The 16,285-nt window shown below is 62.9% G+C and carries 12 protein-coding genes; 10 read left to right on the forward strand and 2 right to left on the reverse strand.

From position 1 onward, the window contains the following. Positions 1-4 precede the first annotated feature (4 nt). The 8 genes from hisB to hisIE all read left to right on the forward strand — a co-directional run bounded on the left by hisB (position 5) and on the right by hisIE (position 11,448). Positions 5-1,156 (forward strand): bifunctional histidinol-phosphatase/imidazoleglycerol-phosphate dehydratase HisB, encoded by a 1,152-nt coding sequence (gene hisB, locus BN1132_RS15645; protein ID WP_042078710.1) that lies wholly within the window; start codon positions 5-7, stop codon positions 1,154-1,156. After that, positions 1,156-1,779: an imidazole glycerol phosphate synthase subunit HisH gene (gene hisH, locus BN1132_RS15650; protein WP_042078712.1), complete on the forward strand. Its 624-nt coding sequence runs from the start codon at positions 1,156-1,158 to the stop codon at positions 1,777-1,779. The genes hisB and hisH overlap by 1 nt, the downstream gene beginning before the upstream one ends. A 5-nt stretch (positions 1,780-1,784) precedes the next feature. Continuing rightward, positions 1,785-2,534, forward strand: a complete 750-nt coding sequence (hisA, locus tag BN1132_RS15655; RefSeq protein ID WP_042078714.1) for a 1-(5-phosphoribosyl)-5-[(5-phosphoribosylamino)methylideneamino]imidazole-4-carboxamide isomerase — start codon at positions 1,785-1,787, stop codon at positions 2,532-2,534. 116 nt (positions 2,535-2,650) lie between these two features. Beyond that, the gene (locus BN1132_RS15660; protein WP_042078715.1) at positions 2,651-3,760 is read left to right on the forward strand and encodes a response regulator; all 1,110 of its coding nucleotides are present in this window, start codon (positions 2,651-2,653) and stop codon (positions 3,758-3,760) included. Further along, complete coding sequence (locus BN1132_RS15665; RefSeq protein WP_042078716.1) at positions 3,753-5,918, forward strand: PAS domain-containing protein; 2,166 nt, start codon at positions 3,753-3,755, stop codon at positions 5,916-5,918. The genes BN1132_RS15660 and BN1132_RS15665 overlap by 8 nt, the downstream gene beginning before the upstream one ends. Further along, on the forward strand, positions 5,912-9,880 hold the full coding sequence (locus BN1132_RS15670; RefSeq protein WP_042078717.1) for a PAS domain S-box protein: 3,969 nt from the start codon (positions 5,912-5,914) through the stop codon (positions 9,878-9,880). Before BN1132_RS15665 ends, BN1132_RS15670 begins: the two co-directional genes overlap by 7 nt. 166 nt (positions 9,881-10,046) lie before the next feature. Then, the gene (gene hisF / locus BN1132_RS15675; protein ID WP_042078718.1) at positions 10,047-10,820 is read left to right on the forward strand and encodes an imidazole glycerol phosphate synthase subunit HisF; all 774 of its coding nucleotides are present in this window, start codon (positions 10,047-10,049) and stop codon (positions 10,818-10,820) included. After that, on the forward strand, positions 10,813-11,448 hold the full coding sequence (gene hisIE / locus BN1132_RS15680) for a bifunctional phosphoribosyl-AMP cyclohydrolase/phosphoribosyl-ATP diphosphatase HisIE (RefSeq protein WP_042078719.1): 636 nt from the start codon (positions 10,813-10,815) through the stop codon (positions 11,446-11,448). Before hisF ends, hisIE begins: the two co-directional genes overlap by 8 nt. Before the next feature lie 33 nt (positions 11,449-11,481). Here hisIE and BN1132_RS15685 read toward each other — a convergent pair whose 3' ends face one another. Then, positions 11,482-12,999, reverse strand: a complete 1,518-nt coding sequence (locus BN1132_RS15685) for a KAP family P-loop NTPase fold protein (protein WP_042078720.1) — start codon at positions 12,997-12,999, stop codon at positions 11,482-11,484. A gap of 142 nt (positions 13,000-13,141) precedes the next feature. Further along, positions 13,142-14,764, reverse strand: coding sequence for an acyl-CoA synthetase (locus BN1132_RS15690; protein ID WP_042078721.1), 1,623 nt, complete (start codon positions 14,762-14,764; stop codon positions 13,142-13,144). A 310-nt stretch (positions 14,765-15,074) separates the two neighbouring features. On the opposite strand from BN1132_RS15690, the gene BN1132_RS15695 reads away from it, so the two are divergent. Together BN1132_RS15695 and BN1132_RS15700 are read left to right on the forward strand one after the other, a co-directional pair. Next, entirely contained in the window at positions 15,075-15,614 is a 540-nt protein-coding gene (locus tag BN1132_RS15695; protein WP_042078722.1) for a glycine zipper 2TM domain-containing protein, read from the forward strand. A gap of 307 nt (positions 15,615-15,921) precedes the next feature. Further along, positions 15,922-16,285 (forward strand): winged helix-turn-helix domain-containing protein (locus BN1132_RS15700; RefSeq protein ID WP_209428981.1); only part of this gene is annotated, 364 nt, incomplete at its 3' end.

The following is a 16,285-nucleotide window of genomic DNA, read 5'->3' on the forward strand; positions in this document are numbered from 1 at the left end:
AGAGATGAAGACCCCGTTTTTGTTTATCGACCGCGACGGCACCCTGATCGAGGAGCCGGTCACCGACAAGCAGGTGGACAGCCTGGCCAAGCTGCGCTTCGAGCCCATGGTGATCCCTGTGCTGCGGGAACTCCAGGCCGCCGGCTACGTGCTGGTGATGGTGACCAACCAGGATGGGCTGGGCACCGCCAGCCTGCCGCTGGAGAACTTCCAGCCCCCCCACGATCTGATGATGCACCTGTTCGAATCCCAGGGCGTCACCTGGGAGCAGGTGCTGATCTGCCCCCACTTCCCCACCGACGGTTGCAGCTGCCGCAAGCCCAACCTGGGCCTGGTGAAGGAGTACCTGGCCTCGGGTCGCATCGACTTCGCCAACTCCTTCGTCATTGGCGATCGCCAGACCGACCTGCAGCTCGCCGAGAACATGGGCATCCGTGGCATCCGCTACCACCCGCAGGAGAGTGGCTGGCTCGCCATCCGTGATCAATTGCTCTCCAAGGGGCGCACCGCCGAGGTGGAGCGCTACACCAAGGAGACCCGCATCCAGGTGGCGGTGGATCTCGACAAGAGCGGCGGCAACCAGATCGCCACCGGCATCGGCTTCTTCGATCACATGCTGGATCAGATAGCGACCCACGCGGGCTTTCGCCTCAGGCTCAAGGTGAGCGGCGATCTGCACATCGACGATCACCACACGGTGGAAGACGTCGGGCTGGCGCTGGGCCAGGCCCTGCGCCAGGCCCTTGGCAACAAGCGCGGCATCGGCCGCTTCGGCTTCGTGCTGGCGATGGACGAGGTGCAGGCGGTGATCGACGGCCGTCCCCGTCCGACAGAAGCCACGAGCGGCAACGAGCAGGCCCCCTCCCTGACCGAACTGGATGTGGCCACGGCCCTGGATCTCAGCGGTCGCCCCTACTTCGTGTTCGACTGCCCGAGCGGCTTTGGCCGCGACAGCGTGGGCGAGATGGCCACCGAGATGGTGCCCCACTTCTTCCGCTCGCTCTCGGACGCCATGGCCATCACCCTGCAGATGAAGGTCGGCAGCGGCAACACCCACCACCAGGTGGAGGCGCTGTTCAAGGGCTTCGGCCGTGCCCTGCGCCAGGCAATCCGGGTGGAAGGGAGCGAGCTCCCCTCCAGCAAGGGGGTGCTGTGATGGCAAACCAGAAGCTGGTCATTATCGACACCGGCTGCGCGAACCTGGCCTCGGTCAGGATGGCGTTCGAGCGCCTGGGCGTGCAGCCCCAGGTCTCCAGCAAGGCCGTCGACATCGAGCAGGCCGACAAGCTGATCCTGCCCGGGGTCGGCACCGCGGTGGCCGCCATGAAGAACTTGAACGAACGCGGGCTGGTGCCCCTTATTCGCGCCGCCAAACAGCCGCTGCTGGGCTTTTGCCTCGGCATGCAGATGCTGGCGCAGGCCTCCGAAGAGAGCATGAACACAGCGGATCAGGGATGCGGCGAGATCGACTGCCTCGGCATAGTGCCGGGCAAGATCCGGCTGATGGAGGTGGGCAATCTGCGCCTGCCCCACATGGGCTGGAACCAGATCACCCACGACGAGACCCACCCGCTGCTCAAGGGGATCCACAGCGGCAGCTACTTCTACTTCGTGCACTCCTATGCGCTGGAGGTGACCGAGGCGACCCTGGCCATCTGCGACTATGGCCGACCCTTTACCGCCATCGTGGGCCGCGACAATTTCTTTGGTGCCCAATTCCACCCGGAGCGATCCGGTGCAGCCGGCGCCCGTTTACTGCAAAACTTTCTGGAGCTGTGACAAGGATGATCATTCCCGCCATTGATTTGATTAACGGTCAGGTGGTTCGACTCTATCAGGGGGACTACGACCAGAAGACCGCTTACAGCAGCAGCCCCCAGGCCCGCTTCGATGAATACGTCGCCCAGGGGGCGGGGCAATTGCACCTGGTGGATCTGGACGGTGCCAAGGATGCCAGGGCGCGCCAGCTGTCCCTGATCACCCGGCTGCTGTCGGCCACCGACGCCCCGGTGCAGGTCGGCGGCGGCGTGCGCACCGAGCAGGACGTGGCCGATCTGCTGGCGGCAGGCGCCAACCGGGTCGTGATCGGCTCCACCGCCGTCAAGTCTCCGGAGCTGGTGGCCAGCTGGATGGAGAAATACGGCCCCGAGCGCATCGTGCTGGCCCTGGACGTCAACATCGATGAGGAGGGCAATCGCCACATTGCGGTGGCGGGCTGGCAGGAGAACAGCGGTGTCACCATCGAAGCCCTGATCGAGCGCTTCCTCCCCGCCGGGCTCAAGCACGTGCTCTGCACCGACATCAGCCGGGACGGCACTCTGGCCGGTACCAATGTCGCGCTCTACCGGGATCTCTGTGCCCGCTACCCGAACGTCGGCTTTCAGGCCTCAGGCGGCATCGGCGGCCTGGCCGACATCGAGGCGCTCAAGGGCTCGGGGGTCAAGGGGATCATCCTCGGTCGCTCCCTGCTGGAGGGCAAGTTCGACGTAAGAGACGCTATCCTGTGCTGGGGCCAGGGCACCACGACCCCGTGAACCCGGAGAGCCTGCCCATACGGGCGGGCCTCTCTTCCCCGATGTGTGCGAACCTTATGATTTGGCAGCAATTGGCTCTATACTCGACCCCATAGGGACAGCGTCATGGAAGACATATGTTGACACCTCACAGCGCCACCATTCTGATTGTCGACGACTCGCCCGAAAATCTGATGGTACTGACCGAACTGCTCTCCCCTCACTACCGCGTGCTGGCCGCCCAAAGCGGAGAGAAGTGCCTGCGCATCGTCGGCAGCGACACCCAGCCGGATCTCATCCTGCTGGACGTCATGATGCCGGGCATGGACGGTTATGAGGTGCTCAGACAACTGCGCCAGTCCCCGGGTGGCAGCACCATCCCCGTGGTCCTGCTCACCGCCCTCGCCGATCCCCAGAGCGAGGAGTACGGTCTCTCCCTTGGCGCCGTCGACTACATCACCAAGCCCATCAAGCCCATCATCGTTCAGGCCAGGGTGCGCACCCAGCTGGAAGCCAAGCAGGCCCGCGACGGCCTGCAGAACCAGAATGCAGCCCTGGAAGCCGAGGTGGCCAGGCGGATGGCCGAAAACGATCTGATCCAGCAGGTGGCCATCCGCGCCCTCGCCCACCTGGCGGAGATCCGCGATCCCGAGACCGGCAACCACATACTGCGCACCCAGGGGTACGTGCACCTGCTGGCCAGCGCCCTGGCAAGCCACCCCCGTTTCGTCCATACCCTGACCCCGGGCTACATCGATCTGCTGAGCCGCTCGGCCCCCCTGCACGACATCGGCAAGGTGGGCATTCCCGACCACATCCTGCTCAAGCCGGGCAAGCTGACCCCGGAGGAGTGGCAGGTCATGCGCTCCCACGCCAAGCTCGGCAGCGACGCCATCGAGCAGGCCGAGCAGGACATGGAGCAACCCCTGGCCTTCCTGACCCTGGCCAAGGAGATCGCCCACTGGCACCACGAGAAGTGGGACGGCAGCGGCTACCCGGATGCCCTGCAGGGGGACGCCATTCCCCTCTCTGCCCGTCTGATGGCGCTGGCCGACGTGTTTGATGCCCTCATCTGTGCCCGGGTCTACAAACCGGCCATGCCCTATGAGGAGGCGCGCGCCCTCATTCTCTCCGGCAGCGGGCAACACTTCGATCCGGACGTGGTGGCGGCCTTCGACCGTCACTTCGAGGAGTTCGTGAGCATCGCCGAGCGCTACCGGGATGACGGCGAGGTCGCGCATGGCTGAACGGCCTCCGCTGACCCGGGCCCACGTGCTCAACGTGGTGCTCACCTATGCCGCCGTGGCGAGCCTGTGGATCCTGCTCTCCGACAAGGCGGTGGAGTGGCTGTTCAGCACCCCGGCCCAGTTCGCCCTCGCCAGCACCATCAAGGGCTGGCTCTTCATTCTCATCACAGCGCTCATGCTCTATGCCATGCTGCGCCGTCGCACCGACCAGGCCCTGGTCACCCCCGGCGTGACCCGGCGTCAGTGGCTCCCCTTCGTGCTGCTCAACGGGCTCATCCTGGCGCTGACCGGCATGGCCATCGCCCAGAACATCGAGCTGACCCGGAGCAAGGAGGTCGCCCGCCTCGAAGCCATCGCCGATCTCAAGAGCAGGCGCATCACCGAATGGCTCGACAACCGCGAGCAGGATGTCCGCCAGATCATCGAGAGTCCGCGCTATGACGCCCTGCATCGGGATGGGCTGGCGGCCGCATCATCCCATGAACAGGCCCAGTGGCAGACACAGCTGCTGGACTTCATCTCACTGCGAGGATTCCAGGGGGCCGCCGTGTTTGGTCCAACCGCCCAGACCCTGTGGCACACCCCGGGGGCCGGCACCATGAATACTACCCTGCAGGATGCCCTGGCCCGGGTGGAAGCAGGCAAGGTGCTCAGGGTGGGCCCCTACCTCGATGAGCGGGGACAATCCAGGCTGGATTTTCTGGCCGCCCTGAACACCCCGGGCAAGGCTTCCCCCGTGATCGCGCTGCAGATCATCGGCACTGACTGGGCCGATCGGATCCTTCGCACCTGGCCCATTCCCGACAGCAGTGGCGAAGCCATGCTGTTTCGCCAGCAGGGGGATCAGGTGCGTTATCTGAGTGGCCTGCGTTATCGCCCTGATGTCGCGGCCCTCACCCTGCACTACCCCCTCACCCACCAGACCCTGCTGGCCGCCCAGTACCTGCGTCTCTACGCCGGTCAGGGCGAATCCCGGGTGCTCTCCGGCAAGGATTATCGGGACACCGAGGTATTTGGCGTCGTCTACCCTGTGATGAACACGGACTGGTATCTGCTGGCCAAGATAGACAAGGCCGAACTCTATCAGGCCACCTTCAAGGAGAGCATCTGGATCGGCCTCATCGGCCTGCTGGTGCTCTTCATCACCAACGCCGGCGTCATCCTGCTGCGCCAGCACACCCGGCTGCAGATGGCCGAGCAGCTCCACCACTCCCAGTCCCAGCGGCTGGAGGCGCTGCAGCTGCTCTCCGCCATCGCCGACAGTTCGGAAGATGCCATCTTTGCCAAGGACAGGGAGGGCAAGTACATCCTGTTCAATCGCGCCGCCAGCCGGTTCGTCGGCAAATCCGCCGCCGAGATGCTGGGCCAGGACGACATGGCCATCTTTCCCCCGCAGCAGGCCCGGATGCTGATGGCCGCCGGCCGCCAGGTGATTGAACGCAACCGGGTACAGACCGAGGAGGAGTACCTGACCCTGCCCTCAGGGGATCGCGTCTTCCTCGCCACCAAGGGGCCGCTGCAAGACAGCGATGGCCGGGTGATCGGCATCTTCGGCATCTCCCGCGACATCACGGACGCCAAGCGGGCAGAGGCCGACTTGCGCGAGCGGGAGGGGCTGTTTCGCGCCCTGGTAGAGCAGTCCCTCGCCGGCATCTACATCATCCAGCAGGGGCGTCTCTGCTACATCAATCCCTGCTTTGCCCAGCTGTTTGGCTATGATTCACCTGGGGCCTTGCTCGGCGTTGGCAGCCTGCACGCCCTCGCCGCCCCCAAGGACAGCGCCAGGGTGGCCGCACTGATACAGGCGTGCGAGCAGGATGACAGCGAAATACACACCCGTTTCAGCGCCCAGCACCGGCAGGGGGAGGCCCTGGAGGTCGAGCTCTACGGGCGGCGCGTCGATTATCGCGGCCAGCCCGCGGTGATCGGGCTCCTGCTCGACGTCACCGAGCGGGAGCAGGTCGAACAGGCCCTGACCCACCAGGCCGACGAGCTGCGCCAGCAGAACCATGAGCTGGAGCGTTTCAACAAGGTGATGGTGGACAGGGAGCTCGCCATGCTGGCGCTCAAGCACCAGATCAACGGGCTCTCGCGCCAGCTCGGGCTGCCGCCTCCCTACCCCCAGGCCCCCACGCCACCGGAGGATCACCCATCATGAGCTGGTCGCAACTCTGGCATGTTCGCCCCTCTACCCAACGCTGGGGCGTCTGCCTGCTGGCGGTGCTGCTTCCCCTGCTGATGCTGCAGATCCGGATCCAGCTGCCCATCGCCTTCGGCGAGCGCCCGCTGCTGGTGCTCTTCATGCTGCCCATCATCATCTGCGCCCTGCTGGGAGGCCTGCTGCCTGGCCTGCTCTGCACCCTGGTCAGCGCCCTGGTCACCACCTATTTCATGCTGCCCCCCGTCAATGAGCTGCGCATTACGGCGGGCCAGGATCTGGTGCAGTGGGGGCTCCTCATCGCCAACGGCCTCCTCGTCAGCCTGCTCAGTGCCGCCATCCACAGCGCCCGGGCCCGGGAGATCCTGCACTGGCAGGAGCTGATGAACACCCAGTCCCGCCTGCAGCAGAGCGAGAACCGCTTCCAGGCCACCTTCGAGCAGGCGGCGGTCGGTATCGCCCTGGTCTCCCCCGATGGTCACTGGCTGCGGGTCAACCAGCGCTTGTGCGACATGCTGGGCTACCGGGCCGACGAGCTCACCGAGATGACGTTCCAGCAGCTGACCCACCCGGACGATCTCTTCATCGATGAGACCCATGTTGCCCGGGTGCTGGCGGGGGAGATCCCCCACTACACCCTGCAAAAGCGCTACCTGCACAAGGGGGGAGAGACCATCTGGACGACCCTGACGGTGGCCCTGGTGAGGAACCTTGACGAAGAACCCGACTACTTCATCTCCATCATCGAGGACAATCGGCAGAACAAGGAGACCGAGGAGGCCCTGCGCCGCAACGAGGCCATACTGCGCGAGTCCCAGCGGCTGGCCAAGATTGGCAACTGGCGCTGGCGCATTGCCGACGACAGCCACTTCTGGTCGCCGGAGATCTATCGCATCTATGGCCGCGATCCCGCCCTGCCCCCCGCCGTCTATCCCGAGGTGAGAAAGTACTTCACCCAGGAGGGGTGGCACGCCGTCGCCCAGGCTGTCGAGCGCTGCCGACGGGACGGGCAACCCTACGAGTGCGATGCCGAGATCATCAACGAGCAGGGGGAATCCGCCTGGGTCATCGCCCGTGGCGCGGCCCTGACAGCGCCTGACGGCACCATCATCGAGCTCTATGGGACAGTGCAGGACATCACGGAGCGCAAGCTGGCCGAGCAGCGACTGCTGCACAATCAACAGGCTGCACTCGATACCCAGCGCCGCGCCCGCCTCGCGGCACTGAACCTGATGGACGATGCCATCAGCGCCCGGGTGCGTGCCGAGACCATCAGCAGCGCCCTGCGCGAGAGCGAGCAGCGGCTGTTGATGGCTCAGGAAGGGGCCCACGTGGGGATCTGGGAGTGGGACATGGTCAGCAACCGTCTCTTCTTCTCGCCCGAATGTGCCCGCCTCTATGGCCGCAGCGCCCAGGACCTGGGTGATTTTGCCGCCTGGCAGGCCTGTCTGCATCCCGATGACAGGCCCCGCATCGAGCAGTTGCTGGCCGAGCGGGCGGTGAGCGGGGCACCGGTCGAGCTCGAGTTCCGCATCCTGCTGCCGGACGGCAACGTGCGCTGGCTGGCGAGCAAGGGGAGCGTCTACCGGGATGCCCAGCAGCGCCCTGTCCGCCTCCTTGGCATCCATCTGGACATCACGGAGCGCAAGCTGGCCGAGCAGCAGCTGCGCCAGTTGTCCCTGGCCCTGGAGCAGAGCCCGGACGGCGTCTTCATCACGGACACCCGGTCACGCATCGAGTACGTCAACGCCGCCTTCCTCGCCGCCAGCGGTTACCAGAAGAGCGAGGTGATCGGCCAGACGCCCTCCCTGCTGCGCTCCGGTCTCACCCCGAATGCCACCTATGTCGCGCTCTGGGATGCCATCCACCACGGCCAGCGCTGGCACGGGGAGTTCATCAACCGGCGCAAGGATGGTGCCCACTACCAGGTGCTGGCCACCGTCTCCCCCATCCGCCAGGAGAACGGCGAGATCACCCACTATGTGACCGTGCAGGCCGACATCACCGAGAAGAAGCAGCTCGGCGAGGAGCTGGACCAGTATCGCTACCACCTGGAGGAGATGGTCAACGAGCGCACCCTGCAGCTGGCCCTGGCCCACCAGCGCGCCGAGAGCGCCAATCACGCCAAGAGTGCCTTCCTAGCCAACATGAGCCACGAGATCCGCACCCCCATGAACGCCATCCTGGGGCTCACCTATCTGCTCAAGCGCGACACGCCGGATCGCATCCAGCACGAGCGGCTGGAGAAGATAGACAACGCCGCCCAGCATCTGCTGAGCATCATCAACGACATCCTGGACCTCTCCAAGATCGATGCGGGCAAGATGGCGCTGGAGCTGACCGACTTCTCCCTCACCGCCATGCTGGACAACGTCAGCGCCCTGATGAGCGAGCAGGCCCGCGCCAAGGGGCTCGCCATCGTGATCGACATCGGGGATGCCCCGGCCTGGGTCCACGGTGACATCACCCGGCTGCGCCAGGCGCTGCTCAACTACGCGACCAACGCCATCAAGTTCACCGAACAGGGCTCGGTCACCCTCAGGGTCCGGGTCACCCGCCCGCTCACCACCGGCTATCTGCTGCGTTTCGAGGTGGAGGACACCGGCATCGGCATCACCCCAGAGCAGCGCGAGAAGCTGTTCCAGGCGTTCGAGCAGGCCGATGTCTCCACCACCCGCAAATATGGCGGCACCGGCCTGGGCCTGGCGATCACCAGCCGGATCGCGGCCCTGATGGGGGGAGAAGTCGGCGTCACCAGCACCCCGGGCAAGGGGAGCTGCTTCTGGTTTACCGCCCGTCTGTTCAAGGCCAGGGAGGAGGTGCAGCCATCGCAGCTGCTCGAACAGGTGGAACAGACGCGCTATTTCCCGGGCCATGCCAGGGTATTGCTGGTGGAGGACAACGCCATCAACCGCGAGGTGGTGCTGGAGCTGCTGTGCAACAGCGGCCTCGTCATCGAGACCGCAGTCAATGGCCAGGAGGCCCTGGAGCGCGTCAGGCAGCACTCCTTCGATCTCATCCTGATGGACATACAGATGCCGCTGATGGACGGCTACAGCGCCACCCGAGCCATCCGGGCGCTGCCCGGCTGGGAGCAGGTCCCCATCCTGGCCCTGACGGCCAGCGCCTTCGAGGAGGACAGGAAGGCGAGCGAATCGGCCGGCATGAACGACTTCATCCCCAAACCCGTCACCCCCGCCAAGCTGTTTGAGGCCCTGCAGCGGTGGCTGCCCGACGGCAAAGTGGCCGGGCTCCGCCATGAAGAGCATGATCCGGGCATAGAAACGGGCCCCCTCTCCCCCCTGCAGGGACTCTCCGGGCTGGATCTGCAGCAGGGGCTGGCGGTGCTCAAGGGCAATCAGGAGAAGTACCTCTCCCTGCTGCGCTACTTCGCCAGCGAGCACGATCAGGACATGGTCCTGCTGAGCCAGCATCTGCAGACCGGGGACCAGACCGCCGCCTCCCGCCTGGTTCACACCCTGCGCGGCGTGGCCAGCACCCTGGGGGCGGTGGAGCTAGCGCAGCACTGCCTGCAGCTGGAGCAGGAGATCGCCGCCGGTACCCCCCCGCCGGCCGAACTGATGTCGACCATCGACAGGTGGCTTGCCGCCCTGCATGAACGGCTGGGGAACGAAGAGGCGGCCACGGCCACGGATCTGGTGCCCCTCGGCAACCCGTGGCGCCGCCAGCTGCTTCGCCAGATGGAGGCGCTGCTGGTGCAGAGCGACACCGCGGTGATCCCCCTGTACGAGCAATACGCCGCCCCCCTGCGGCTCATGCTGGGCACTCGAAGCGAGACCCTGGCCAGGCAGTTGAAGGAGTTCGACTTCGACGCCGCCCTGATCACCCTTCGCCAGCACATGGCTGCGGACGAGCCCGATCCCGATGACCTGACCCCGCTTGCCGACACCCCGTCGCGCAATCCCGGGCTGATCAAGGGCGACAAGGGGTTGAACCACTGAATGAAGTCATGCATATAGTGTGGGTCCCGGGGATGGGCAGCCGTGTAGCTGCCCCTGCCCCGTCAGGATCCCGCAAGGCATGCCGACCGCTTTCCCATTCGCCGCCAGATCCTGCGTCGGCGGCAGAACGATGTTGTTTAACCGTGCTTTACATGGAGCAATGAGCATGTTGTCAAAGCGTATTATCCCCTGTCTCGACGTCAAAGATGGCGTGGTGGTCAAGGGCGTGCAGTTTCGCAACCACGAGGTGATGGGCGGCATCGTCGAACTCGCCCGCCGCTATGCCGCCGAGGGGGCCGACGAGCTGGTCTTCTATGACATCACCGCCTCGAGCGACGAGCGGGTGGTGGACAAGAGCTGGGTCAGCCGGGTGGCGGAGGTGATCGACATCCCCTTCTGCGTCGCCGGCGGCATCAAGAGCGTGGAGGATGCGCGCCAGATCCTGGAATTTGGTGCCGACAAGGTCTCCATCAACTCCCCGGCCCTGGCCGATCCCACCCTGATCACCCGTCTGGCCGAGCGTTTCGGCGTGCAGTGCGTGGTGGTGGGCATCGACTCCTACTTCGACGCGGCCCTCGGCCAGTATCAGGTCAAGCAGTTCACCGGCGACGAGAGCCGCACCCGCACCACCGCCTGGACCACCCTCGACTGGGTGCAGGAAGTGCAGCGCCGCGGTGCCGGCGAAATCGTGCTGAACGTGATGAACCAGGACGGCATGCGCCAGGGCTATGATCTCGAACAGCTCAGGCTGGTGCGCGCCGTCTGCAAGGTGCCCCTCATCGCCTCCGGCGGCGCCGGTGCCATGGAGCACTTTCGCGATGCCTTTACCCTGGCCGACGTGGACGGAGCCCTGGCGGCGTCCGTGTTCCACAAGGGCCTCATCCCCATTCCCGAATTGAAACGCTGGCTGAAAAACGAAGGAGTCGCCATCCGTGAATAATCAAGCAGTAGACAATGCATTGCCGCTGGCCGAGCGCCTGGACTGGGCCAAGTGTGACGGCATGATCCCCGCCATCGTCCAGCACGCCGCGAGCGGTCAGGTGCTGATGCAGGGCTTCATGACCAAAGAGGCGCTGGAGAAGACCCAGGCCACCGGCCAGGTCACCTTCTTCAGCCGCAGCAAGCAGCGCCTCTGGACCAAGGGGGAGAGCTCAGGCCATGTGCTCAAACTCGTCGCCATCTCCACCGACTGCGATCAGGACTCCCTGCTCATCGCCGCCGATCCCGTGGGCCCCACCTGCCACCTGGGCACCCCGTCGTGCTTCGACGGCCACCCGGTGCCGCCGCTGGGTTTTCTCGCCGAGCTCGAGCAGATCCTGGCCGCCCGCAAGGGGGCAGACCCCGCCACCAGCTACACCGCCAGCCTCTATGGCAAAGGCACCAAGCGCATCGCCCAGAAGGTGGGCGAAGAGGGGGTCGAAGTGGCCCTGGCCGCCATGGCCAAGGATCGGGAGGAGCTCATCAATGAATCCGCCGACCTGCTCTACCACCTGACCGTGCTGCTGCAAAACGAAGGCTTGGGCCTGAAGGATGTAGTGCAGCGCCTCCATGAGCGCCACAACAAGTAATCTGATCATAAAGCCGGGATTACCCGGCTTTATCTATTCAAGATGAACGGCCATCTCAACAAAGCTTTTATATATCTCGAAACGGTGCTCAAGCTGAGATAATTCAGGCCTGGCCAGTAATGCCGCCTCAACATGACTAAGTGGGTTAGTACTTACATGTGAGGATATTGCATTTTTAAATTCGTGATCATGATTTAATTTGTACATTGCATACTTCGTGTGCAACAAGATCATTTCGTACGAATGATTTAGCAATGAAATAAACGAGATGTAATATGAACCATCCTTCCATTTATCACCTATAGGCTTACCTAAAACTAGGCTTGGCGATAAATAAATTTGAATTGCTTTATCTTGCCGCTCGTTTAAAATCGCATCAAATGATTTTAAATTTTTATTTCCAATATCAAATCTTTCTACTCGCCCCTCTGAAACCAAAAGATAATAAGCATGGTCTTTTTCATGCAAGGCAAATAGATAAATAAGAAAAAATAAATTCACCCTCCCTATGCATCCATCATCATTCAAATTAAAAACCAAAATAGCAATAACTCGGTCTATGAGTTGCTCTATCTGCCTTAAACTCAAAGAAAAATAATCGCAAACAACTGTGATTACATCCACCATGACATCGGGCAACATAATATCAGGCCACATTTTAATACTGGGTGTTATATGTGAGCAACACTCTAACTCTCCAATAATAAAATCTCGTTTTGAAATTGTATTAAGCGTGAATCGTCGCTGGAAGAAACGCCCTAAATAATTTTGCGCATCAAACCCTTCACCGTATATCACCTTTACTGCATGCTGCAACTGTTCGGTATCTGTTGCGAGTACAAAGACCATCCTAGGAATATCGAAGATATGCTTGATAGTTTCCAGCATTTCTACCGCATAGGAGGGACGGCAGCGGTCCAGTTCATCGATCAAAATAAAGGCAGGGTAATCCAGCTTTCTCTCACTTAAACCAACTGCTCCTGCGACCCATTGCCGAATCTCCTTTTTAAGATACTGGATAGATTCATAGCGCTCTTTCTGATGACTGCATAATGCATCAACCAGCTGATTGGCATCCTCCCCTTCCAGAGAAAAATCGTCCTCTTCCAGTCCAGCTTTCTTGATGGCCGCTTTCAACGCAAGCTTGCCACCAACCTTGAATAATCCCAACAACCGCTGACGCATACCCTCGGGAATAGGGTTCTCTTTACCTGCAACATGCTTTAGCTGGTCAATAATCGATGAGATCACCGTCAACAAGGGATCATCGGAAAAGTCCTGCTGCCAGACATCGATATAGACGGTGGGGTACTGAGTTTTCAGCTCCATATACCAACGCTTGATAAACCAGGTCTTGCCCGCCCCCCATTCGGCATTGAGGTTCAGCACATAGTTGCGCTGTTTGCCCTCTGCTACCAGATAGTTGGTAAGAAACTCGGCATAGCGAGCGCGGTCCAGCCTGTCACCTGCCAAATCCTCCACCACTCCGTCGATGGCACCCGGGCCATCCCATGGAAGCGGCTCACTCCAATTAAATGCTGCAACCGTCATAGTGCTTTCCCGTCCCGATACTGAGCAGGATATTACCAGAGTGAGATCCGAAAGAGTTTGATGAACATAGAAATTGGCGCCATATCACCCCGAGGCAATATGGCGCCGACTCAAGCGTTTACAAGAAAGTCACTTCCAACCCTCACTCCAGCTGCTTGCGCAGCATAAATTTCTGCACCTTGCCGGTGGAGGTTTTCGGCAGGGGGGTGAAAATGATGCGCTTGGGGGCCTTGAAGTGGGCCATCTGCTCGCGGCAGAACGCGATGAGGTCGGCCTGGGTGAGCTCGCGGCCCTCCTTGAGCTTGACGAAGGCGCAGGGCACCTCCCCCCACTTCTCGTCCGGCATGGCGATCACCGCCGCCTCGTCCACGTCCGGGTGGCGATAGAGCACGTCCTCCACCTCCAGGCTGGAGATGTTCTCCCCGCCGGAGATGATGATGTCCTTGGATCTGTCCTTGATCTCCACATAGCCATCCGGGTGCCAGACCGCGAGATCCCCGCTCCGAAACCAGCCATCTGCCATCGCCTCCTCGCTCGCCGCCGGATTCTTGAGGTAGCCCTTCATGACGATGTTGCCGCGCAGCACTATCTCCCCCAGGGTCTTGCCATCCCGGGGAACCGGCTCGCCGCTCACCGGGTGGATGACCCGCATCTCCCCCTGCAGTGGTGAGGCCACCCCCTGGCGCGCCTTGAGGCGGGACAGCGTGGTGGCGTCCTGCCCCTCCCAGCTTCGCTGCGGCTCGCACACCACGCAGGGGCCATAGGTCTCGGTGAGACCGTAGACATGGGTCACGGCGATCCCCATGGCCTCCATGCCGGCGATCACGGTGGCGGGCGGCGCTGCCCCCGCCGTCATCGCCTTGATGGGGTGATCTAGCCCCTGCTTGAGCGCCGGATCGGCGTTGTTCAGCATGTTGAGCACTATGGGGGCGGCGCAAAAATGCGTCACCTTGTGCTCGTGCAGCGCCTCATAGATGGCCGCCGCCTGCACATGACGCAGGCAGACGCTCACCCCGGCGGTGGCCGCCAGGGTCCAGGGGAAGCACCAGCCGTTGCAGTGGAACATCGGCAGGGTCCAGAGATAGACGCTGTGCTTGGGCAGCTCCCAGGAGAGGGCGTTGTTCACCGCGTTGAGGTGGGCGCCGCGATGGTGATAGACCACCCCCTTGGGGTTGCCTGTGGTGCCCGAGGTGTAGTTGAGCGAGATGGCCTGCCACTCGTCCCCGGGCAGCCAGCCGGGCTCATCGCCGTTGCCCCCGGCAATAAAGGCCTCGTAATCCAGCTCGCCAATGAGCTCCCCCTCCCGGTAGAGGGGATCGTCGATGGCGATGACCAGGGGCTGGTTGTCTATCTGGGAGAGCGCCCTGCGCACCACGGCGCCAAACTCCCGGTCCACCAGCACCGCCTTGCTCTGGGCATGCTGGAAGATAAAGGCCATGGCGTCGGCATCGAGCCGGGTGTTGATGGTGTTGAGCACGGCGCCGCTCATGGGCACCCCGAAGTGGGCCTCGAACATCGCAGGCACATTGGGGGCGACGATGGAGACGGTGTCCCCCTCGCCGATGCCGCGGCGGCGCAGGGCCGAGGCGAGCCGGCGGCAGCGTACCTCGGTCTGGGCCCAGCTCTGGCGCAGGGGGCCGTGGATCAACGCCGGGTAGTCGGGGTAGACACTGGCCGTCCTGGCCAGGAAGCTCAGGGGGGTCAGCGCCTCGAAATTGGCGGGCGTCTTGCCAAGGCCGGTCTCGTAGATGTGGGGCTTTGTCATCGGGTTCCTTCCTCGTCGGGTACAAAGCGGAGTGCGTCTCGCGTTCGAGATGCCGCCCGACGCAGCGCAGGGGCGACTCTCGAGAACGGATGAAAGGGTATCAAGGGGGCGTGATCCCAGGTATTAGCGAAACGTCTTAGGGTGCAGGCCTGCCCCCCGTTGTCGCCAATCGCCGACGCTCTTTTGCCAAGGTCGTTTTTTGCGCAGTCAGTCTCTGTCGCAGTCGGGGGGCGGTCTGCTTGAGCCGGAGGGTGAAAATGCCAAGAATGCACCCAGGCCCGAAGTGGGCATCTGTATGAGGAGAGAGACGATGAACACATCCATGTTGGCAGGTATCGGGATCGGTGTGGCCTCTGCGCTGGCCTTGTCGGCCGCCGCCAGCGGATCCCTGTTTACCTCAGAGCCCCAGTTTGCCGAGGTGCTGGCCAGCAAGCCGGTGACCGAGACCATCAAGACGCCGCGCCAGGAGTGCCGCAACGTCACCGTCACCCACCGCAAGCCGGTGCAGGACGAGCACAAGATCCTGGGGACCGTGGTCGGGGCGGCGCTGGGGGGCGTGGTCGGCCACCAGTTTGGCGGCGGCAGCGGCAAGAAGATCGCCACCGCGGCCGGTGCCGTGGCCGGCGGCTACGCCGGCAACCAGGTGCAGGGCAACATGCAGGCGGGCGACACCTACACCACCACGGAGCAGCGCTGCAAGACGGTGCAGGAGAGCAGCACCCGCACCCTGGGCTATGACGTCACCTACCGCCTCGCCGGCCAGGAAGGGGTGGTGCGCATGGAGAAGCAACCCGGCACCACCATCCCGGTCAAGGATGGCAAGCTGGTACTGAGCAACGAGCAGGGTTGATACTCCGTTAGGAGCGCCCTGCCATGAGGAAGGCCCACCAGAGAGGTGGGCCTTTTTCTTGGGTCACCGTTGGAAAAGCACCGGAGCCACGGCCACCTTTGCCCTGCCTGTGGCTCGCCCCCCTCATTGCCAATGGGTGTCATCTGGTGAGTCGTCAAGCCACTGGCGGGCGTCATTAGCTTCCCTTTTTCACTGCCGCCCCCGGTTTTCTCTCCCCATCGCCGCAACGGCTGTCTTTTTTCTTGACCCCCATGACGGGCCGACTAAGATGATTCCGATTGCCAGCCTGCGGTATAACGGTTTGAATATGTCAAAGATATCAAGTACATCGCTTCCATTGCATGTCCGCTTTGGCGAGTTCGAACTGGATGAACGCAACGCACTCTTGCTGCGCAGCCACAGGGCCATCCCCCTCTCCCCCATCCCGTTCAACCTCTTGTGTGCCCTGGTACGGGATCCCGGCACCCTCCTGACCAAGGACGAGCTGCTCGACCGGGTATGGGGTCATCGCTTCGTCAGTGCCTCCGTGCTGAAAGGGGCCATCAGTGATCTTCGCACCCTGCTGGGAGACAGTCCCCGTCAGCCGCGCTTCATAGAGACGGTCTCACGCCGCGGTTATCGCTTCATCTGCCCGCTCCTCCCCCAGGGGGAGTCTGCCCCGCCCGATGGCC

Origin of the sequence: Aeromonas sanarellii, from assembly GCF_000820085.1 — a bacterium.
GTDB lineage: Bacteria > Pseudomonadota > Gammaproteobacteria > Enterobacterales > Aeromonadaceae > Aeromonas > Aeromonas sanarellii.

Bases quoted from the DNA above. Each gene is read 5' to 3' on its own strand.
- hisB (WP_042078710.1), top strand. From the start codon at position 5: ATGAAGACCCCGTTTTTGTTTATCGACCGCGACGGCACCCTGATCGAG.
- hisH (WP_042078712.1), top strand. From the start codon at position 1,156: ATGGCAAACCAGAAGCTGGTCATTATCGACACCGGCTGCGCGAACCTG.
- hisA (WP_042078714.1), top strand. From the start codon at position 1,785: ATGATCATTCCCGCCATTGATTTGATTAACGGTCAGGTGGTTCGACTC.
- BN1132_RS15660 (WP_042078715.1), top strand. From the start codon at position 2,651: ATGTTGACACCTCACAGCGCCACCATTCTGATTGTCGACGACTCGCCC.
- BN1132_RS15665 (WP_042078716.1), top strand. From the start codon at position 3,753: ATGGCTGAACGGCCTCCGCTGACCCGGGCCCACGTGCTCAACGTGGTG.
- hisF (WP_042078718.1), top strand. From the start codon at position 10,047: ATGTTGTCAAAGCGTATTATCCCCTGTCTCGACGTCAAAGATGGCGTG.
- BN1132_RS15685 (WP_042078720.1), bottom strand. From the start codon at position 12,999: ATGACGGTTGCAGCATTTAATTGGAGTGAGCCGCTTCCATGGGATGGC.
- BN1132_RS15690 (WP_042078721.1), bottom strand. From the start codon at position 14,764: ATGACAAAGCCCCACATCTACGAGACCGGCCTTGGCAAGACGCCCGCC.
- BN1132_RS15695 (WP_042078722.1), top strand. From the start codon at position 15,075: ATGAACACATCCATGTTGGCAGGTATCGGGATCGGTGTGGCCTCTGCG.